Origin of the sequence: Kitasatospora sp. NPDC085464, from assembly GCF_044541955.1 — a bacterium.
In the GTDB taxonomy this organism is placed as follows: domain Bacteria; phylum Actinomycetota; class Actinomycetes; order Streptomycetales; family Streptomycetaceae; genus Kitasatospora.
Window position 1 is genome coordinate 76030 of record NZ_JBITTM010000027.1, and the last position, 19792, is coordinate 95821.

Here is a 19792-nt window from a genome sequence, read left to right on the forward strand (position 1 = left end):
TTAACTGCGGCCTAAGGGAGTTCTACCCCTCGCTCAGCAAGCCGTTGCGGCCCCCGGGCCGCCGCTAGCGTCGGTCGCGCCGGTCACCCGACCGAGCCGGGCCGGCCGCCCGGACGTCCGCAGGCACCCCGTGCCCCGGACGGCGGCCGACCGACGTCACCCGCGGAGGTAACGCGCCATGACCACCCAGTCCACCCGCCGCTCCGGCCGTCGCAGGCGCAGCCGCAAGGGCGCGATCGTCGGGGCCGCCGCGGTCGCCGCCGCCCTGGTCGCGGGCGGGACGGTCGTCCTCGCCTCCTCGGCCAGCGCCGCCTCGCTCGGCGCCGTCTACAGCCGCACCAGCACCTGGGACGCCGGCTACACCGGCCAGTACCTGGTCACCAATCCGGACAGCCGCCCGATCGAGGACTGGACGCTCAGCTTCGACCTGCCGGCCGGCGCGAAGATCGACTCGCTCTGGAACGCCGCCTTCACCACCCAGGGGCAGCACGTCACGGTCAAGCCGGAGTCCTGGAGCAAGCGGCTGGAGCCCGGCAAGAGCGTGGTGGTCGGCTTCGTCGCGCAGGGCGCGGGCGCGGCGCAGGCCGAGCCGGGGAACTGCCTGATCAACAACGTCTCCTGCAAGGCGGGCGACGGGACGCCGCCCACCCCCTCCGGGCGTCCGACCGCCACCGTCACGGCCACGGCCTCCCCGACCGCTTCCCCCACCGCGACGGCGAGTACCACCCCGACCGCCACCGCCAAGCCCAGCCCCACCGCCACGGCGAAGCCGACCACCCCGGCGCCGACCCCCACCCCGACCGTCACCCCCACGGCGACCGGTGTGCCCGTTCCTCCGGTCGGCGCCGGGGCCGGCTTCGCCCCGTACGTGGACACCTCGCTGTACCCGCCGTACGACCTGGTCGCCACCGCCAAGGCGAGCGGTGTGAAGAACGTCAACCTCGCCTTCGTGGTGTCCGGCGGCGGCTGCGTGCCCAAGTGGGGCGGCGTCAGCGACCTGTCGTCTGACGCGGTGGCCGCCCAGATCGGCGCGCTGCGGGCGATCGGCGGCGACGTCCGGATCTCCTTCGGCGGCGCCAACGGCAGCGAACTGGCCCTCGCCTGCTCCTCCACCGCCGACCTCACGGCCGCGTACCAGAAGGTCGTGGACGCGTACGGCGCCACCAAGCTGGACTTCGACGTCGAGGGCGGCGCGATCGCCAACGCCGCCGCCAACACCCGGCGCGCCCAGGCCGTCGCCCAGCTGCAGAAGAACGCCGCCGCCAAGGGCAAGGCCCTCGACGTCTCCTACACCCTGCCCGCGCTGCCCTCCGGCCTGACCCAGGACGGCGTCGACCTCGTCGCCGACGCCAAGGCCAACGGCGTCGCGATCGGCGCCGTCAACATCATGGCGATGGACTTCGGCGACGGCGTCGCCCCCAACCCGCAGGGCCAGATGGGCAAGTACGCGATCGCCGCGGCCACCGCCACGCAGGCCCAGGTCAAGAGCGTGCTGGGGCTGGACGACGCGGCCGCCTGGCGCAGGGTCGCGGTCACCCCGATGATCGGCGTCAACGACGTGGCCAGCGAGGTCTTCACCGTGGCCGACGCCAAGCAGCTCGCCGACTTCGCCAAGGCCAAGCACCTCGCCTGGCTGGCCATGTGGTCCGGCACCCGCGACAAGGCCTGCGACGGCGGCGCCAAGGGCTACGCCGACGCCACCTGCAGCAGCATCGTCCAGCAGCCGCTGGACTTCACCCGGGCCCTGGGGGCGTACACGGGCTGACCGCCCGCCGGGCCCCCGGCCTTCCCGGCCCCTTCCGGTCCCTGGTGGCCCTCCCGGCCCCGGCCGTCCGCGCTCCGAGCTCCACCCCGAGCCACTGCGCGGCCGGTCGGGGCACCTTTGTCACGTTCCGTAGTCGAACGAGTCCCGTGCCGTTCGGGTGGCATCCGGTATCGTCGCTGGTTGGCCGAGCGGTGGACGGAGTGAACAGTGACAGCGGTGCAAGACGAGCGAAGCCCGGTGCGGACCGCACCCGACCCCTCGCCCGAGCCCCTGTCGGACCAGCTGCGCCGCGTGCTCGGCGCTCCCGTCCGGGCCCTGCGCGAGGCTCCCCGCCGTCCGCTGCTGGCCGCCTCCGCGCTGGCCCTGTTCTCCCTGGTCGTGTACGCAGTGGTGCGCCACTTCGTCCACACCTCGATGGTGGACATGATCGTCTACCGGGCCGAGGGCGCCGCCGTCGCCGACGGCTCCGACCTGTACGGGCTGCGCGTCACCGAGTGGAACCTGCCCGCGACGTACCCCCCGTTCGCGGCGATGCTGTTCGTCCCGACCACCTGGTTCCCGGTCCCCCTCCTCCGGATCGTGATCACTCTCGGCAACGTCGGGCTGCTCGCCCTGCTGACCCACCTGTCGTTCAAGCTGGTCGGCTGGCCGCGCCGCGAGCTGCGGCCGATCGGCGTGATCCTGGTGACCGGCCTCGGGGTCTGGCTGGAGCCCGTCTTCACCACGCTCCGCTACGGCCAGATCAACCTCGCGCTCGCCTGCCTGGTCCTCTGGGACCTCACCCGCCCGGACGGGCGCCGCAGCAAGGGCGTGGCGATCGGCATCGCCGCCGGCGTCAAGCTCACCCCCGGCCTGTTCGCCGTCTACCTGCTGGTCACCGGCCGGATCCGGGCCGCCTTCGTGGCCGGCCTCACCTTCCTCGGCACCTTCCTGCTCGGCGCCCTGGTGCTGCCCGACGCCACCTGGGGCTTCTGGACCAAGTACCTCTACGACTCCTCCCGGGTCGGCAAGACCTGGATCGTCGACAACCAGTCGCTGCGCGGCGCCTTCGCCCGCCTGCTGCACAGCGCCGACCCCGGCACCGTCGCCACCCTCGGGGCCGGCCTGGTCGCGGTGGCCGGCCTCGCCGTCGCCGCCTGGGCCGCCCGCAGCGCCCGCTGGCTGCCCCGGGCCGAGGCCTGGGGCGTCTGCTGCGCGGCCGTCACCGCCGTGCTGATCTCCCCGATCAGCTGGACCCACCACTGGGTCTGGTGCGTGCCGCTGCTCGTCCTGCTCGCCGCCGAGGCCTCCGTCGAGCACGCCCGCCCGGCCGGCGTCCGGCGACTGCGTTGGCGGGCGGTCTTCTGGGCCACGCTGGTCGCCTTCCTCTCCTTCGCGATGTGGGCGGCGAAGCCGGTCGGCGTGGCCGTCCTCCACATGTCACCGTGGCGCCAGCTGCCGACCTCGGTCTACCCCTGGGTCGGCCTCTGCTTCCTGCTCGCCGCCGCGATCCGGATAGGGGCGCGGCGACGCTCCGCCGGCGTGCCGGCGGTCCGGCTGCCCGGACAGCGCGACGCCGGCGGCCCCGACGCCGCCCGCGGTCGTCAGCAGGCCCCCGCGGCCCGCTGAGCCGACGGGGGCGCCGCTCCTGCTTCCTCGCTCCGGTGCGTGGTGCTGCCTGCGCTGCATGCTGAGGCGCACGCCTACGCGAGCAGCTCGGCGAGCGAGCCGTCCATGTCCAGCGCGGCCAGCTCGCTGCCCGGCGGCACCAGGCGGTGCGCCCGCTCCAGCCAGGCCGCGACGGCCGGCAGCGGCGCCTCCAGCAGCGCGTCGCCGGCGGGCGAGCTCAGCGCCAGACAGAGCACGCTGCGCCGGCCCGACCGCGTCGGCCAGATCCGCACGTCGCCCTGGCCGCACGGGCGGAAGGTGCCCTCGACCAGCAGCTCGCGGGCGAACACCCAGGTCACCGGGGAGCCGGTGTCCAGGTGGAAGGTGATGTAGACCGCGTACGGGTCGTGGCTGCCGTAGGACAGCCGCGCCGGGACGGGGACGCTGTGCTCGGGCGAGAGCACCAGGTTGAGCTCCAGCTCGTGCTCGACGACGCTGACGTGGCGTTCCATGATCGTCTTCCTCTCTGCCTGCGGGGCGTGCCCGGTTCCGGGCCCTGTGACCTTTGAGAGGGCGGTCCGCACCGGCTCTTACACACGTTTCCGGGATTTCTTCGGGAAGTTCGACGGGGGGTGGTGAAGGGGGCGGTCGCGCGGCGTGCGAGCGTTCGCCGCGCGCCTGGTTCTTTATCGCGAGCGGCCCGGCGCTGTCCGGGGATTCGCGAACTTCACGTCAGGGCTCCGGCGAGGTACTACCCTTTGTGACTGCCCGGCGACTTTCCGCCCATCGGTGGTGCCCCCACGCGCGCCGAGCGCCGGGTGCGCCGGGTCGTGCGCGCGGGCGGACGCGGCGCATGTCGACTCACGGTTCCACCGGCTCCACCGGCTTCGTCGGTTCCACCGGCTCCACCGCTCCACTGGTTTCGTCGGTCCCGGGCGGCCGCATCCGGCTCTCCCGCGGCCCTCGCCGCCCGCCACCGTCCTTCTCCTTGCCCTCGTCAGGACCTGCCAGGAAAGAAGACCCCCATGACGGACCGCTCCTTCGCCGACGGAGGCGACCCGGCCGTCGCGCCCCAGCCGGGCTACTACCCCGACCCCTCCATCCCCGGCTTCGTCCGGTACTGGGGCGGCTCGGCCTGGGTGCCCGGCACCAGCCGGCCCGCGCCCGCCGAGGGCGAGCTGCTGGAGCCGCCCCGGTACGCGGCCCGGCGGCCCGCCCCGGGCCGACCGCCGGCGCGGGCGGTGCCGCCACCGGTGGTTCCGGCGGCCGTCGTGCCGGCGCCTGCGCCCACGCCGGTGCCGGAGGGGCGGCCGCCGGCGGGCGGGGGCGACACCGGGCCGGTGTACTTCGACCAGACCACGGGCGGGGCGTCCTTCGTGATCGGGCCGCGAGTGGCGGAGGTGATCGGCGGTCCGGTGTTCCGGACGGTCGGGCCGGCGTCGTCGGCCGCAGGCGCGGCCGCCGGGGGCTCCGGGGGCTCCGTGATGTCGGACCCGTCGTCCGGGGAGGGGGGCCTGGCGGGCGCGGCGTTCGCTGGGGGCTTCGCGGAGCCGGGGGTTGCCGCGCTGCCCGCGCCGGCGCCGGTGCCGCTGTCCGAGGCAGCCCCGGGGGAGTCGGGATGGCAGGCCGATCCGGGGGCGCAACGTGGGCTGATGGAGACCGGCGGCGCGCCGCGCTGGGTCTCCTGGGGGGTGCTTCCGGGGGCGCCCGACGAGGAGGACGGGCGTGCGGAACCGGAGCGCGCTCCGGCAGCCGTGGCGCCGGCTGCCGCCGTCGCACCCGCCGCGGCAGTGGCCCTGCGGAAGGCCCCGGCTCCGTCCGTCGAATCCGCGCCCGTTGAATCCGCGCCCGCCGAGGTCCCGCCCGTCGAGGTCCCGCCCGTCGAGGCCTCGGGTGCGGTGCCGGTGGTGGAGGAGGTGCCGGCCGAGGGGACGGGCCCCGGTGGGTCCGCCACGGGCGCTGCGCCTGCCAAGTCCGCCGGGTCTGCCAAGTTCGCCGCGTCCACCAAGTCCGCCGGGTCCACCGGGTCTGCCGGGTCCACCGGGTCCGCCGGGTCCGCCGGGTCCGCCGGGTCCGCCGGGTCCGCGAGGCGCGGTGCACCCGCCGCCGTCACCCCCACCGCTCCGCTGCCCGCCGTGGGGTCGGCCCGGAAGGCCGCCGCCCGTCGTCGCTCCGCCGCCCCCGCCGCGGTGCCGGCCGGGCTGGGGCGCCGGCTCGCGGCCCGGGCAGTGGACACCGTCGTGCTGCTGGTGGTCGCCGTCGCCGCCGCCATCCCGCTGGGACGCTCGGTCTCCGACCACCTCCAGCAGAAGCTCGACCAGGCCCGGATGGCCAGCGCCCTCACCCGCCGTCAGGTCCAGGTCTGGCTGGTGGACGACGTGGTGCTGGGCAAGATCGCCGTGCTGATCGGCATCCTGCTCCTCGCCGGCCTGCTCTACGAGGTGCTGCCGATCGCCCGCACCGGCCAGACCTTCGGCAAGCGGCTGGCCCGGATCCGCGTGGTGGACGCCGCGGCCCCCGCCCGCACCCGGCTGAGCCTCGGCCGGTCACTGCTCCGGTGGACCGTACGACAGGTGGGCGCGGTGCTGCTGCTCGGCCTGGTCTGGCCGGTGTTCGACCGTCCGGCGAGGCGCGGCTGGCAGGACCGCGCGGCCCGCACCCGGGTGGTGCGGGTCTGAGACGCCGAGCCCCTCGGCCCTTCCGCGGCGGCGACGGCAAAACGGGCGAAATATCCCGAACCCTGAGAATGTGTGATGTTCTACTCGGGGCATGAGCACCCACGACCCCTCAGGCCCCCAGCCGGAGGGGGGCGGCAAGCCCTCCTTCGACAAGCAGTCCCCCCAGCCGGGCGGCGGTGCGCCGGAAGGCGAGCCGTCGGGCCCGACCCCGCCCGAAGAGCCGCCGCAAGGCCCGCCCGGCGGTGAGCCCGGCGGCCCCGGCGCCTACCAGGGCACGTACGGCGGGAGCGCGCAGAGCGGACCCGCCCGCGGCCGGACCCCGTACGACCACAATCCGTACGACCAGCCCCCGCCCGGCTACGGCACCGGCTACGGCCCCGGCGCGTACGGGACGCCCGGCGGCGGACCCGTCCCCGGCATGCCGCCGCTCGGCACCTGGCCCAAGCGGATCCTCGCCCGGCTGATCGACTACCTCCTCGTGCAGGCCGTCGCCCTGATCGTGGTGGGCCCCTTCGTCGACCTCGGTGCGCGCAGCGGCTCCGCCGAGGCCTTCTGGCTCGCCTGCCTCATCTACCTCGTCTACGACGCCCTGATGCTCAGCCGGGACGGCCAGACCCTCGGCAAGAAGGCGACGAAGGTCCGCGTCGCCATGCTCATCGACGGCAACATCCCGACCCAGTCCGCCGCCTGGACCCGCTCGGCGGTCTTCATCCTCCCGGCCCTGCTCTGCTGCGCCGCGCTCTGGTGGGTCATCGACCTGCTCTTCGGCGTCTTCGACAAGCCGTACCGGCAGTGCATCCACGACAAGGCCGCGAAGACCGTGGTGGTCACCACGGAAGTCTGAGCGGCGGCGCGGAACGCTCCTGCGCCCGGCGGCGGATCAGCGCTGCCGGGCGTACGCGCGCTCGGGGGCGGTCGGGCCCGCCGGGGTGGCGCGGGGCGTCTCGGCCGGGCCCGGCTCGATGGTGGAGGCCGCGGTGGTGGCCGTGGTGGCGGTCGCCGCCGAGCGGGAGAGTGACAGCACCGTCACCACGGTGCCGAGTGCCAACGCGAAGACCACCACGACCGCGACCGCCAGGACGCCCGAGGCGCCCGAAACGGCCAGCAGTGCCACCGTGGCGGCGACGACGGTGAACGAGCCGAGGCAGGCCTGGGCAGCGGAGGGACGCGGCATGGCGGGGGTCCTTCGCACGTCGGGGGAAACGGGCGGGAGTGGTGCCGGTTCCAGGAGTCCTACCCGGCAAGGCAGTTCGATACGTCCAGGCTAGTCCCCCCGCCCGGGAGCACAGGGGGCGCACGGGCTCACCCCGGGGTCGTCCGCCCCGGTCTGTACGGTGAACCGCAGCGCGTCGACGACACGCACCACCACGCCAACGCCGCGCCCACCGCGCAGCACCACCACTCCCCGGGGGAACCGACCGTGCCCGTGCCCGCCGACTGGCCCACCACCGAGGCCGCAGCACTCGCCGAACAGCAGCGGCTGCGCCCGCTCGTCCGGGCCCACGACGACGAGGACGCCCCCGGTGACCTGATCGCCGGCGTGGACGTCGCCTACGACGACGACCGCGACCTCGTCGTCGCAGCGGCCGTCCTGCTCGACCGGGACACCCTGGACGTCGTCGAACAGGCCACCGCCGTCGGCCGGATCGCCTTCCCCTACCTCCCAGGACTCCTCGCCTTCCGCGAACTCCCCGCCGTACTCGACGCACTGGCCGCCCTCACCCGCACCCCCGACACCGTCGTCTGCGACGGCTACGGCCTCGCCCACCCCCGCCGCCTCGGCCTCGCCAGCCACCTCGGCGTCGTCACCGGCCTGCGCACCCTCGGCGTCGCCAAGACCCCCTTCACCTTCGACCACCACGAACCCGACGCGCCCCGCGGCTCCTGGACCCCGCTCACCGACCCCGCCACCGGCGAAGAAGTCGGCCGCGCCGTCCGCACCCGACCCGGCGTCAAACCCGTCTTCGTCTCCGTCGGCCACCGGATCGGCCTCGACACCGCCGTCCGCACCACCCTCGACCTCGCCCGCCGCTACCGCCTCCCCGAGACCACCCGGCACGCCGACTCCCTGTGCCGCCGCGCCCTCGCCGAAGCCCTGCGCGACGGGACGACCGCGAACTGACCAAGCCCGGGGCAGGATTCGGGACCGGTGTGTTAGACATGAGGCACCGGGGCCCGGCCCCGACCGCCAGGGACGGACGCACGGGGGAGGCGCCGACATGGGATCAGGCACGGGTACCGGTTCGACCGGCGGAGCCGGCCAGGGCTACCGCGTAGAGATCGAACAACTCCGCGCCTTCGCCGGCCAAGTGCGGCTCCTGCTCGCCGACTTCCAGAAACACGCCGACGGCACCGACACCCACGGGCGCAGCGGCGTCGGCAAGAACGCCTTCGGCGAGTTCGCCGAAGCCGCCGAGATCCACGGCCGCTACAGCACCATGCGGGACGCGCTGCGCGACGTCCTCAACCAGCTCCAGGAGGCGGTGAACGAGGCCCAGCTGAACGCCGACCTCACCGCCACCAACTACGAGGAACAGGACCAGCACACCGCGCAGAAGCTCAAGCTCAAGCTCAACGGTGACGGCTGGTCCGTCGCACAGCCCTCCGCCACCAGCCAGGCCGCGCACGAGAAGAACCTCACCCCGTCCAACCGCGGCAACGCCACCATCTAGCGGCCGCCCGCCCGGACCCGAACGGAGGCGAACCGCCCGTGGTCTACACAGACTTCACCAAGTACAGCCACGCCCAACTCCGCACCATGGCACAGGCCCTCGACCCCGGCGCTGTCATGGCCGCCGGCGATCCCTGGCGCGCGGCCGCCGACACCCTCAAGCAGATCCGCCTCACCCTCACCAAAGCCAGCACGGAAGCCGCCACCACCTGGGAAGGCACCACCAGCGACGCCTTCCACACCCGCATGCTCAACCTGGCCGCCGGCATCAACAACGCCGCCGCCTACGCCAACGACGCGGCCAACATCCTCCACAGCGTCTCCGAGGCCATGGCCAAGGCCAAACGCGAGATGCCCGAGGAGCCGGGCAACTGGGACACCTTCAAGGACCACGTCGGCGACGGCCTCGCCTCCGTGTTCGGCGGCGGCGACGACGAACACATCCCCATCGCCGACCGCAAGAAGGCCGAAGCCGCCACCGTCATGCAGACCCTCGCCATGCACTACCGCATCGCGACCCCGGCGCTGAAGGCTCCGCCGCTCCCGAATTTGGGGAAGGTCGACAAACCCGGTGATTCGGTATCACGGGAGGATCCTGGCAACGCGGGCGCAGCCGCTGCAGCAGCTGCGGCGATGATGTCGGGCACCTCACTGGGAGTCGGGGGAACGTCGGCTAGGCCGACGGCCGTTGCCGCGCCGCGACGGGCTGAGGCCTCCCGACCTTCGACGACGACAGGTTCCACGTCCAGGAACTCGGCCGTTCCGAGCGACTCCGGGATCAAGGGGGGCAGGGCACAGGCTTCGCCGAAGCCGTCGAACACGACGAGCCGTGGCTCCGATGAGGGCATCTCCGGTACTCCCGTGTCACGTCCGAGCGGTAGCGTGCCGAGCACCCCGACTTCCGGTACCCAGACCTCCGGCTTGACCGGGGTACCTACTGCAGGCCCCGCGGACGGACCGGTCTCGGGTGGAGGCGGGCAGACGATCGTCAGCCCTGCGGGGCCGACCCGGCAGAATCCGTCGGGCCTGCCCGGATTCGCCGGCAGCCGTGAGACACCCGTGGAAGGTGCCGGTCCCCGCGGGGGTCGAGCCGCCGGCACCGGTGGTGGCGAGATTCATCCAGGTATCGGAGTCGGGGGCCGCGGGGCATCCGGCGCCAAGCAGGTCGCCGGGGCCCCGGCAGGCCCTGGGGTCCCCGTCCGACAGGCTCCGTCCGACGCCGGAGCGCGCGGCAAGCAGGCATTCACGGAAGGCGGGTCCGGGCTGGGCGCGCGAAACCGGCTAAGGGCCGAGCCGAGTGCCGCGAGCGCGAACGGCATGTCTCCCGGCGTTCCGCTGAGCGGGGCACAAGGACGCCGGAAGGACCGGGAGAAGGACGGCAAGCGGCCGGACTACCTCGTCGAGGACGAGGAGACCTGGGCGTCGGACAAGCCGACCAACCCGAACGTGGTGGAATGAGGCCGGTCCGTGGACGGACGGGTGATCTGATCGCATCCCGCAGGTCGGTGATCTGCGGGATGCCTCGTTGAGTGGGGTGACCAGGTTTGGCGAGCCGTCGGTTGGCGCGTGGCACAGCGGCCCTTGCCGCCGGGATGTTGATCTGGGGCGTCGTCGCACCGGCGGCATCGGCCGACCAGATCAGGGATCAGCAGTGGGCGCTGAAGTCCTTCGAGGCCGATGCCAAGGTCTGGCCGGTCAGCCAGGGCGAGGGCGTCATCGTCGCGGTGGTCGACACCGGGGTGAACTCGGAGCATCAGGACCTGACCGGTCAGGTTCTTCCGGGGGCTGATTTCTCCGGCACCCAATCGGACGGCCGCATCGACACCGACGGCCACGGCACCGGCATGGCGAGCCTGATCGCAGGACACGGGCACGGTGCGCAGACCGGCGTGATGGGTCTTGCCCCGAAGGCGAAGATCCTCCCCGTGAAGGTGCGGACGAGCGACGGCGGCCCCATTCCCGAGCAGAATGACCTGGCGGCAGCGATCCGCTTCGCAGTGGAGAACCGCGCGAAGGTCATCAACATCTCCCTCGCCGGCGGTTCGCGATTCGACTCGCAGACACGAAAGGCGATTGCGTACGCGGTGTCGAAGGACGTCGTGCTGGTGGCCGGTTCGGGCAATGACGGCTCCGACAGGGGCGTCCAGTACCCGGCCGCCTACCCCGGGGTGGTGGCAGTAGGAGCTTCGGATTCCAAGGGCGTCGTCTGGGACGACTCCACATCGGGCTCCGAGACCACGCTCATCGCTCCGGGAGTGGGGATCTACCGGGCCACGGCGAAGTCGTCGACGAGCTACGGGGTTGCGAACGGCACCTCCGACTCGACCGCCTACGTCTCCGCCACTGCCGCGCTCATCCGGTCCAAGTACCCGGACTTGTCGGCCGGGCAGGTCATCAATCGGATGATCAAGTCGGCCACCCCTCCCGCCAACGGGACGGTCGTGCCCAACAGCCACTACGGCTACGGGATCCTCGCGCCCGCGAAGGCGCTGGAGGCGAATCCGGCCGTGGACGGCGGGCCTCGGGAGAATCCGTTGGCGAAGCGGCCGGAGACCAAGGGGACGCCGCCCGGCGACGACGCGAGTGACGACACGGACCAGCCGTCCGCGGAGCCCCCGGTGCCCGCGGCCGCCGGTGGTGGGAGCGGGGGCGACACCGGGCTCGTGATCGGTGCGGTGGCGGCCGGTGCGGTGGTCCTGGGGTTGTCGGTGGTGGCGGTGGTCCAGGCGCGGCGGCGGAGGCGGGCGGCGGCCGGGGGAGCCCGGCCGCCGTACCAGCAGCCCCCGTACGACGGGACGTATCAGTGAGTGCTCAGCCATTCCTCCCGTAGGGCGGCCATGTGGAGGACGTCCCAGTAGCGGCCGTCCCAGTGGTGGGCCTGGCGGGCGCGGCCTTCCAGGGTGAAGCCGGACTTGCGGTAGGTGCGGGCGGCGCGTTCGTTGTACTCGAAGACTTCGAGCCGGACGCGGTGGAGCCGGACGGTCTCGAAGGCGTGGCGCAGGACCAGGAGGGTGGTCTCGGTGCCGATGCCGCGGCCGGTGCTGTCCGGGGTGAGGGCGATCCGGTACTCGGCGGAGGCGTTGTCGGGGTCGACGTCGGTGAGGGCGGTCTCGCCGAGGAAGCGGCCGGTGGCGGTGTCCTCGACGGCGAGGTCGAGGCGGTCGGGTCGGTCGGCGCGGGTGGTGCACCACTGGTGGATCCGGTCGCGGGTGAAGCGGGTGCGGGTGCCGGTGAGCCGGTTGGTCGTCTCGTCGGAGCAGAGTTCCCACATCGGGTCGGTGTGGCGTCCGTCGAGGGGGACCAGGCGGACGGTGGGCCCGTGCAGGGTGGGTTTCACGGCGAGTGCGGCCAGGTCGGCGGGGTCGGCGGTCATGCGGTTCAGGATGGTCGGCCGGTTTCCGGTTCGTCCACGCATTTTCGTCCGGTCGGTCCGGTCGGCCCGGGTGGTCATTCGGCGACGGCGAGGTCGGCTTGGGCGATGCGGGGACCGGGGCTCCGGGGGCGGACTGGCAGGATTTCGGCGGCCGCTGGCGTTCCTGCCGCTGGTGGGGTGTCCGCGGTGGCGGCCATGCTGGGCCCATGAGCACTTCTGAGAACGCGGGGACCTCCGAGACCGCCGGGATTTCCGAGACCGCCGGGACTCCGGTGAACGCCGCCGCCGGGGAGATCGTCCCCGACACCAAGGACTGGACCTGGGTGCTCGAACGCCCCTGCCCCGACTGCGGGTTGGACACGCCGCGGGTGGTGCGCGAGGACGTCGCCGGGATGATCCGGGCGAACGCGGAGGGCTGGCTGGCGGTGCTGGCCGGGGACGAGGAGGGGCTGCGTCGCCGGCCGGAGCCGGGGGTCTGGTCGGACCTGGAGTACGCGTGCCACGTCCGGGACGTCTTCCGGCTGTTCCACGTCCGGCTGAACCTGATGCTCGACCAGGACGACCCGCTGTTCTCGAACTGGGACCAGGACGAGACGGCCGTCGCCGAGCGCTACGGGGAGCAGCTGCCGCGGGTGGTGGCCGGGGAGTTGGCGGAGGCGGCGGAGACGCTGGCCGCGGGCTTCGAGCGGGTGACCGGCGAGCAGTGGCGGCGGACCGGGAACCGGAGCGACGGGGCGCGGTTCACCGTCGAGTCGTTCTCCCGGTACCTGATCCACGACCCGGTGCACCACCTGGTCGACGTGACGGGCGAGCGGGTCTGAGGCCGTCCGGAGGGCGCGTGGGGCCGCACGGGGGCGTGGGGAGCGCGTGGGCCGCGTGGCGCCCGAGGTCACCAGCCGGAGGCCTCGCGCAGCATGGTGCGGCGCAGCCGTCCGGCCACGCTGGCGGCGTCGGTGCCGATGACGTCGGCGATCTCGGGGGCGGCGAGACCGACGACGTAGTGCAGGATCGCCAGGTCGTCGTCGGCCGGGTGGCGGTCCGGGTCCGGCGGCTCCCGGCGGGTGCGCTCGGCGACGGTGCCGCGCAGGATCTCCCAGGCGTGCGCGGTCGGATTGGAGCTTCCCATCAACTCGCGCCAGTTCACCGCGATTTCGGCGAACGCCTGCTGGACGGCGATGGCCGCGTCGCCGTGCTCGGTCAGCCACACCCTGGCGTAGCTGAGGTACCGGGGGCGGTGGAGCTCACAGAAGGCCGTGAACTCCAGCGGTACGTCCTCCGGCTCGCCGGGCCCCGGGGGTGGCTCGGCTGAAGTCGCGTGACGGTTGGTCATCTCGTCTTCTCGGAAAGGGAGATGGGTTTCTGACGGTCGATCATCTGTGCTCACTCTACGGTAGGCCCTCGGTGCGCTGGGTGACCAATCCGATGGAATGCCCGGAACCCGCTGCCGCCCGGCCGGTTCCGGTGGCGACCGGGGTGTGAAGGGGCGGTGGAGCGGTCGGGCGGGGCCGGCGGGGGGCCGGCGCCGGTCCGGCGGGGTGGTGCTGCGCAGTGACGTGGGAAGCGTAGGTGCGAGTGCGTCGCGGCTGGTCAGAGGGTGTGGAACGGCTGTGGCTGCAAGGCAGTTGATGTGCCACCGTAGGCCCTCCGGAGGCTGGCGTCCACGCCCACGGCGCGAACCCGCGCCCGCACAACCACCCGCACAACCGCACTCACGACCACAGCGGCGATCACCGTGACGAGGGACGCGGATGCGGGTACGGGCGTCACCACGACCACACGCATGGCCCTATCCGGGGCCGTGCTCGCGGAGTGGGTGCGGGCTGTGCGCCACCGCGGGCGGCGGCGTGCGGGGGTTTCCGTCGGTGCACGGGGTGTCCTCCGGTGTCCTCCGGTGTCCGTCGGTGTCCGTCGACGTCCGTCGACGTCCGTCGATCGTGCCCCGGCGGCCGGAACTGGCCTCGGCGGCCGGGGCGGTGCGGACGGACGGTGCGGTCGTCCGTCGGGGGGCGTCCGTCGGGGCGGTCGTCAGGTGGTCGTGCGGGCCTCCGACGGGGAGATCCGGTCGGCGGCGGTGTCCCGCTCGATCTGGGCGGGGAAGGACTCGACGGCCCGCCGCCGGGCGGCCTGTGCGGCCTGTGCGGTTGTGGCTGCCGCGGCCGCAGCCGCCACGGCTGCCTGGGCGGCCGCTTCCTCGCGCTCGCAGCGGTGCGCCGCCCCGCCGGTGTGCGTCCCGCCGGCGTGTGGCCCGCCGGTGTGCGCCCCGGTGGTGTGTGTACCGGGGCCGTGCGCCCCGCCCGGATGCGCCCCGCCCGCGTGAACCGTCGGTGCGTGCCCGCCGGAGCCCCGCCCCGACGTCCGTCGCCGGCCGCCGACCGCGGCCCGGGCGGCGTGTTCCTCGGCCGCCTGTCTAGCGGCCAGGTAGGCCTGCACCGCCGCCATGCCGTAGACCGGCTGGATGAGCTGGTGGCCCTTGAAGAACGGTCTGGCCGGGGCGAACCCGGCGGCGACGACCAGGTCGCGGATCTCTGCTATCTCGGCCTCGCTGCGGGCGGTGAAGCGGACCTCCCAGCCCTTCTTGTACGTATGGCCCTTCTCGCCGCTGCGGCGGGCGGGGTCCGGGCGGCGGACGTATCCGGGCAGGCGGCCGAGGCGGAGCTGGGCCGCGCGGAGGCCGGCGGTCTCGTCACGTGACATGACGTAAGCCTAGGCAATCCCCGGGGCGGGATTGACGTCTGGAGGGTCCCTCGCCGTATGCCTTTGGTCACTCTGGGTCAGGCGACCAGGTCGGTGATCGTTATCGATCAGATATGGCAACCGGCTGGGCGTCAATTACTCCAAATGAGTGAGGGTATGAGGACTTTAGTGCGGGCTGATCCCGGTTTAGCGACGGTTGCGTAACAGTGCGTCAGGCTCCCGGTCGCGGGTCGGGGTGGTTGGGGATGGTGTCGGCATGAGCTACCGGATTCCCTCGCCTCCGCCGTCGCTGGAGGAGCTGGCGAAGCGTCAGCAGAACGTCGTCACCGCGAGTCAGCTGCGCGCCCGGGGCGTGCCGGCCCGCGTCATCACCGAGCACTGCCGTCGGGGCGGCCCCTGGCAGCGGATGCTGCCGCGGGTCTACCTGCTGCAGTCCGACGGGCCGACCCCGGAGCAGCGGATCTGGGCCGCGCTGCTGTACGCCGCGCAGAACGGCCGTGAGGAGGGTCGTCGCGAGGGGGCGGTCATCACCGGTGCGGCCGCGCTGGCGCTGTACGGCTTCGCGGCCGTGCCGCGGCTGCCGGCGGTGACCGGGGTGGACGTCCTGGTCCCCCGTCAGCGCCGGCTGAAGGACGTCGGCGAGGTGCGGATCCGGCGCACCGAGCGGGAGTTGGTGGCCCACTCGGTGCACGGCCTGGCCTGCGCGCCGGTGGCTCGGGCGGTCGCCGACGCGCTCGGCGAGTGGACGGCGGTCCCGGGAGCCCCGGCGCCGGTGCGCGAGGTGCTGCGCGAGGCCGTCTCCCGTCGCGAGAACGGCTGCACGGTGCGGGAGTTGGCCGTGGAGCTGATCGAGTCCGGGCTGACCGACGAGCCCCGGGTGCGTGCCGCGCTGGACGAACTCCTCGCGGCCGAGCGGGACTCGGTGCTGGAGCGGCTCGGCCACCTGGTGGACGAGTGGCTGCTGCCGGTCCCGCTGAACGCCCCCGAGCTGCGGATGCGCGGCGGTACGTACATCGCCGTCCCGGACCTCTACTGGCCCGAGCGCGGCGTCGCGGTGGAGGTGGACTCGGACCTGCGCTGCGTCAGCGAGGGCGAGGCCGCCTGGGTGCGCGGCGGCCAGCACCGGATGGAGTACCTGGGCATCCGGGTGGTGTACGTCTCCGGCGCCCGGCTCGCCGCCGACCCGGACGCGGTCGGCGGCGAGCTGCGCGAGGCCCACCGGGCCGGCGGCACGGACGTGGTGGAGCTGCTGGTGGTCTGAACCGGAGGTGCCGCGGGCGCCGGGTGCGTCAGGAACGGACCACCGGCGCGCCGACCAGCTCGACCCCGGCCGCCCGCAGCTCCTCCAGCGCGGCGGCGGTGGTCTCCGGAGCCACCCCGGCGGTGAGGTCCAGCAGGACGCGGGTGGCGAAGCCCGCCCGGGCGGCGTCCAGCGCCGTCGCACGGACGCAGTGGTCGGTGGCGATGCCCACCACGTCGACCGCGTCGACCTGCCGCTCGCGCAGCCACTCCACCGGACCGCGGTTGTTCTCGTCCAGCCCCTCGAAGCCGCTGTACGCCGCCGAGTGGGCGCCCTTGTCGAAGACCGCCTCGACCGCGCCGGAGATCACGGAGGGCGCGAAGTTGGGGTGGAAGCCCACGCCCTCGGTGCCGGCCACGCAGTGCGGCGGCCAGCTGTCGACGTAGTCCGGCTCGGCGGAGAAGTGCGCACCCGGGTCGATGTGGTGGTCGCGGGTGGCGAGGATGTGCTGGTAGCCGGGGGAGGACTCGGCGATCAGGTCGGTGATGGCGGCGGCCACCTCGGCGCCGCCGGCGACGGCCAGGCTGCCGCCCTCGCAGAAGTCGTTCTGAACGTCGACGACGATCAGTGCCCGGTGCATGGCTCGCATCCTCGGAAGTCGGGGGCCCGCGGGAGGCGGCGCCCCGGTGGGGGAGCCCTCGGGAGTACTCGGCCCGGCGGTGCGGGCTCGGGGGGTTCTCGGGGAGCTCCGGGGAACTCTACGGCTGACTCTAGGGAGTGCCGCGCGGGGGCGGAAGCCCCGGGGCCCGTCCGGTGGCCGGACCGGAGGCGGGTCCGGTGGTCGGACCGGTGCCTCCGTGCGGGCGCCCGTGCGGGCGTCCGCGTCCGTCCTCAGGCGGGCCGTCCGTCCGGACGAGGTACGTCCGGTCGCCGGAGGGGGCGTCGGACGGGGGGCGTCGGACGGGGGCGTCGGACGGGGGGCGTCGGACGGGGGCGTCGGACGGGGGGCGTCGGACGGGGTGCGTCGGACGGGTGCGTCGGACGGGTGCGTCGGTCGGGGCCGCGCCCCGTCAGAGCACCACGTCGGCCGGCAGGAGCAGCTCGGTCGGCAGCACCGGGTCGCCCTTGGAGAGCTGGGTGGCCGACAGCGGCAGCGCGGCCCGGGCGCGGACGTGGCGCTCGCGCGCGGCGCTCAGCGGCTCCCGGCCGACCGTCTCGCCGGCCCGCACCAGCGGCACCTGCACGAGGTGCGGCCGCAGCTCGTCCGGGACGGGCCCGGTGCCGACCACCTCGGCCTCGGCCACGCCGTCGGCGTCGGGCCGACGGGCGGCCCACTTGCGGCCGCCGATGCTGGTCTTGCCGCCGGCCGCGCGCTTGGCCACCGGCACGAGCGGACCGCCGTCCGTCCCGGCGCGGGCGACCAGCTTGTAGACCATCGCGCAGGTCGGGTGCCCGCTGCCGGTGACCAGGCTGGTCCCGACGCCGTAGCCGTCCACCGGCGCGGCGGCCAGGGCGGCGATCGCGTACTCGTCCAGGTCCGAGGTCACGATGATCCGGGTGTTCCCGGCGCCCAGCTCGTCCAGCTGTCGGCGGACCCGGTGGGCCAGCAGGGTGAGGTCGCCGGAGTCGATCCGGACGGCGCCCAGCTCGGGGCCCGCGACCTCGACGGCGGTGCGCACGGCCTCGTGCAGGTCGAAGGTGTCGACCAGCAGCGTGGTGCCCTTGCCCATCGAGGCGATCTGGGCGCGGAAGGCGTCCCGCTCGCTGTCGTGCACCAGGGTGAAGGCGTGCGCGGCGGTGCCGGTGGTGGGGATGCCGTGGGTGAAGCCGGCCTCCAGGTCGGAGGTGGCGGCGAACCCGGCCACGTAGGCGGCCCGGGCGGCGGCGACGGCGGCGTGTTCGTGGGCCCGGCGGGCACCCATCTCGATCACCGGGCGGCCGCCGGCGGCGGCGGTCATCCGGGAGGCGGCGGCCGCGATCGCCGAGTCGTGGTTGAGGATCGACAGGATCACCGTCTCCAGGATCACCGCCTCGGCGAAGCTGCCCTCGACGGTGAGCAGCGGCGAGCCGGGGAAGTAGACCTCACCCTCGGGGTAGCCCTGGATGTCGCCGCGGAAGCGGTAGTCGGCGAGGAAGCGCAGGGTGTCCTCGTCGACCACGTCCTGTCCGGACAGCCAGTCGAGCTGGGCGCTGGAGAAGCGGAAGTTCTCGACGGCGTCGAGTACCCGGCCGGTGCCGGCCATGACGCCGTAGCGGCGGCCGTTCGGCAGGCGGCGGGTGAACACCTCGAAGACGGAGCGGCGGTGCGCGGCCCCGCTGCGCAGGGCGGCCTGCAGCATGGTGAGCTCGTAGCGGTCGGTGAGCAGCGCGGTCGAGCCGGCCGCGCGCACTGAAGTGGCGTCCATGAGGATGATGCTACTACCACTTAGCGTCAGAGTGACGATTTCTCGCCGAGTGAGCCGGGTCGGAATCGCCCGGGTGTCCCCCGGATGGCAGCATGGGGCTTGAGGACCAACGGACGAGTGTGCAGCGAGGAGGACCCGGCGTGAGTGTCGCGCCCGCAGAGATCGAGCGCCCTGAGGTCGAGGGGCTGCCGGTGACAGAGCCGGACACGCCCTGGGTGACCATCGTGCACAACGACGCGGTCAACCTGATGAGCTACGTCCAGTACGTGTTCCAGGCCTACTTCGGCTACCCGAAGGACAAGGCCAGGAAGCTGATGATGGACGTCCACACCAAGGGGCGGGCGGTGGTCTCCAGTGGTTCCCGCGAGGAGATGGAGCGCGACGTCCAGGCGATGCACGGCTACGGCCTCTGGGCGACGCTGCAGCACGACTGACGCCGGGCCGACGGGCCGGGCGGCCGCGCGCCGACCGGCCGAACGCCGACCGCACGACACGAAGACGACGAAGACGGGCTGACCGATAGAGATGGCTGGGTTGTTCGAGGGCACCGGCGGTGGCGGCGCGGCGATCGCGCTGGACGAGTGGGAGGCCTCCATCCTCCGCTCGTTGGAAGTGCAGTTGCTGGAGCTGATCGGCCCCGGCCCGGGCGGGGAGGGCGGCGACCCGTTGGCCGCGCTGTTCGCCGAGGGCCCGACCGAGGCACCCGCCGACCCGGTGCTGAACCGCTTCTTCCCGGACGCCTACCGGGACCCGGAGAAGCCGGACGACGAGGAGGCCCGGGCCGCGTCCGGGGAGTTCCGCCGCTTCACCGAGCTGGACCTGCGGGCCCGCAAGCGGGACGACGCGCTGTTCGTCGTCCGGGCGCTGGACGGCCTCGGCGGCGCCGGGGTGCTCAAGCTGGGCGCTCCCGACGTCCTGCGCTGGCTGGGTGCGCTGAACGACCTGCGGCTGGCCCTCGGCGTGCGGCTGGAGGTCACCGAGGACGACGAGGAGGGCCTCTACGCGCTGCCGGACGGCGACGAGCGCAAGCCGCTGGTGATGGCGTACCTGTGGCTGGGCGCGCTGCAGGAGTCGCTGCTGGAGGCGATGGCCGACTGAGCGGCGCCGGTCGGGCGGACGGCCCCGGTCGGGTGAACGGGGCCTGAACCCAAGGGAGTTCCCGCGTGTACGCGGGGCGTCGCGGCTCTCTCCCGTTCGCACTTCCGGGATGATCCTGCCCGCTTTCGGGCAGGCCCCGGAGGTTCGGTCCAGCATGTGGACGATCAGCCGTGGCTTTTCCCTTCAAAATCGGGCAAACCCTGCCAGGGCATGCTCAAATATCGCTCAGATGGACACCGTTATCCGGATCGTGCGTGGTACGACTTCTCCACCCCCGAGAC

General features: G+C 73.6%; 19 protein-coding genes. 12 read left to right on the top strand and 7 right to left on the bottom strand.

Annotated elements, in window-relative coordinates; translation table 11 throughout:
* Positions 1-178: 178 nt before the first annotated feature.
* Both ACIGG8_RS23895 and ACIGG8_RS23900 read left to right on the top strand, forming a co-directional pair.
* On the top strand, positions 179-1765 hold the full coding sequence (locus tag ACIGG8_RS23895) for a cellulose binding domain-containing protein (RefSeq protein WP_396550551.1): 1587 nt from the start codon (positions 179-181) through the stop codon (positions 1763-1765).
* A gap of 216 nt (positions 1766-1981) precedes the next feature.
* Positions 1982-3373: a glycosyltransferase 87 family protein gene (locus tag ACIGG8_RS23900; protein ID WP_396550552.1), complete on the top strand. Its 1392-nt coding sequence runs from the start codon at positions 1982-1984 to the stop codon at positions 3371-3373.
* Positions 3374-3447: 74 nt separating this feature from the next.
* Here ACIGG8_RS23900 and ACIGG8_RS23905 read toward each other — a convergent pair whose 3' ends face one another.
* The gene (locus ACIGG8_RS23905; RefSeq protein ID WP_350521792.1) at positions 3448-3864 is read right to left on the bottom strand and encodes an SsgA family sporulation/cell division regulator; all 417 of its coding nucleotides are present in this window, start codon (positions 3862-3864) and stop codon (positions 3448-3450) included.
* A 513-nt stretch (positions 3865-4377) separates the two neighbouring features.
* Between ACIGG8_RS23905 and ACIGG8_RS23910 the strand changes: the two genes are divergently transcribed.
* Together ACIGG8_RS23910 and ACIGG8_RS23915 are read left to right on the top strand one after the other, a co-directional pair.
* Positions 4378-6030 carry an RDD family protein gene (locus ACIGG8_RS23910; RefSeq protein ID WP_396550554.1) on the top strand — a complete coding sequence of 551 codons (1653 nt, stop codon included), beginning with the start codon at positions 4378-4380 and terminating at the stop codon, positions 6028-6030.
* A gap of 91 nt (positions 6031-6121) precedes the next feature.
* Positions 6122-6874, top strand: a complete 753-nt coding sequence (locus ACIGG8_RS23915; protein WP_396550556.1) for an RDD family protein — start codon at positions 6122-6124, stop codon at positions 6872-6874.
* 36 nt (positions 6875-6910) lie between these two features.
* On the opposite strand, the gene ACIGG8_RS23920 is transcribed toward ACIGG8_RS23915, so the two are convergent.
* Positions 6911-7204: a hypothetical protein gene (locus tag ACIGG8_RS23920; protein ID WP_396550558.1), complete on the bottom strand. Its 294-nt coding sequence runs from the start codon at positions 7202-7204 to the stop codon at positions 6911-6913.
* A gap of 246 nt (positions 7205-7450) precedes the next feature.
* Between ACIGG8_RS23920 and ACIGG8_RS23925 the strand changes: the two genes are divergently transcribed.
* From ACIGG8_RS23925 to ACIGG8_RS23940, 4 genes are all read left to right on the top strand, one after another.
* Positions 7451-8152 carry an endonuclease V gene (locus ACIGG8_RS23925; RefSeq protein ID WP_350521796.1) on the top strand — a complete coding sequence of 234 codons (702 nt, stop codon included), beginning with the start codon at positions 7451-7453 and terminating at the stop codon, positions 8150-8152.
* A 97-nt stretch (positions 8153-8249) separates the two neighbouring features.
* Positions 8250-8702: a hypothetical protein gene (locus ACIGG8_RS23930; protein ID WP_396550559.1), complete on the top strand. Its 453-nt coding sequence runs from the start codon at positions 8250-8252 to the stop codon at positions 8700-8702.
* Positions 8703-8740: 38 nt separating this feature from the next.
* A complete protein-coding gene (locus ACIGG8_RS23935) occupies positions 8741-10159 on the top strand; it encodes a hypothetical protein (RefSeq protein ID WP_396550561.1) in 1419 nt (472 codons plus the stop codon).
* Between the two features lie 134 nt (positions 10160-10293).
* Positions 10294-11508: a S8 family serine peptidase gene (locus ACIGG8_RS23940; RefSeq protein WP_396550563.1), complete on the top strand. Its 1215-nt coding sequence runs from the start codon at positions 10294-10296 to the stop codon at positions 11506-11508.
* On the opposite strand, the gene ACIGG8_RS23945 is transcribed toward ACIGG8_RS23940, so the two are convergent.
* Positions 11502-12074 (bottom strand): GNAT family N-acetyltransferase, encoded by a 573-nt coding sequence (locus ACIGG8_RS23945; protein ID WP_396550565.1) that lies wholly within the window; start codon positions 12072-12074, stop codon positions 11502-11504. The genes ACIGG8_RS23940 and ACIGG8_RS23945 overlap by 7 nt on opposite strands.
* Before the next feature lie 206 nt (positions 12075-12280).
* Between ACIGG8_RS23945 and ACIGG8_RS23950 the strand changes: the two genes are divergently transcribed.
* Complete coding sequence (locus tag ACIGG8_RS23950; RefSeq protein WP_396550567.1) at positions 12281-12895, top strand: DinB family protein; 615 nt, start codon at positions 12281-12283, stop codon at positions 12893-12895.
* 68 nt (positions 12896-12963) lie between these two features.
* Here the strand turns inward: ACIGG8_RS23950 and ACIGG8_RS23955 are convergent, their stop codons facing one another.
* Positions 12964-13404, bottom strand: a complete 441-nt coding sequence (locus ACIGG8_RS23955) for an RNA polymerase sigma factor (protein ID WP_396550569.1) — start codon at positions 13402-13404, stop codon at positions 12964-12966.
* Between the two features lie 695 nt (positions 13405-14099).
* Complete coding sequence (locus ACIGG8_RS23960; protein ID WP_396550571.1) at positions 14100-14768, bottom strand: hypothetical protein; 669 nt, start codon at positions 14766-14768, stop codon at positions 14100-14102.
* A 256-nt stretch (positions 14769-15024) separates the two neighbouring features.
* Between ACIGG8_RS23960 and ACIGG8_RS23965 the strand changes: the two genes are divergently transcribed.
* Positions 15025-16029, top strand: coding sequence for a hypothetical protein (locus ACIGG8_RS23965; RefSeq protein WP_396550572.1), 1005 nt, complete (start codon positions 15025-15027; stop codon positions 16027-16029).
* 28 nt (positions 16030-16057) lie between these two features.
* Here ACIGG8_RS23965 and ACIGG8_RS23970 read toward each other — a convergent pair whose 3' ends face one another.
* On the bottom strand, positions 16058-16648 hold the full coding sequence (locus ACIGG8_RS23970) for an isochorismatase family protein (protein ID WP_350521805.1): 591 nt from the start codon (positions 16646-16648) through the stop codon (positions 16058-16060).
* Positions 16649-17078: 430 nt separating this feature from the next.
* A complete protein-coding gene (locus ACIGG8_RS23975) occupies positions 17079-18413 on the bottom strand; it encodes a nicotinate phosphoribosyltransferase (RefSeq protein WP_350521806.1) in 1335 nt (444 codons plus the stop codon).
* A gap of 140 nt (positions 18414-18553) precedes the next feature.
* Between ACIGG8_RS23975 and clpS the strand changes: the two genes are divergently transcribed.
* A complete protein-coding gene (clpS, locus tag ACIGG8_RS23980; protein ID WP_350521807.1) occupies positions 18554-18847 on the top strand; it encodes an ATP-dependent Clp protease adapter ClpS in 294 nt (97 codons plus the stop codon).
* A 91-nt stretch (positions 18848-18938) separates the two neighbouring features.
* On the top strand, positions 18939-19511 hold the full coding sequence (locus tag ACIGG8_RS23985; protein ID WP_396550575.1) for a DUF2017 domain-containing protein: 573 nt from the start codon (positions 18939-18941) through the stop codon (positions 19509-19511).
* The last annotated feature ends 281 nt before the right edge of the window (positions 19512-19792 follow it).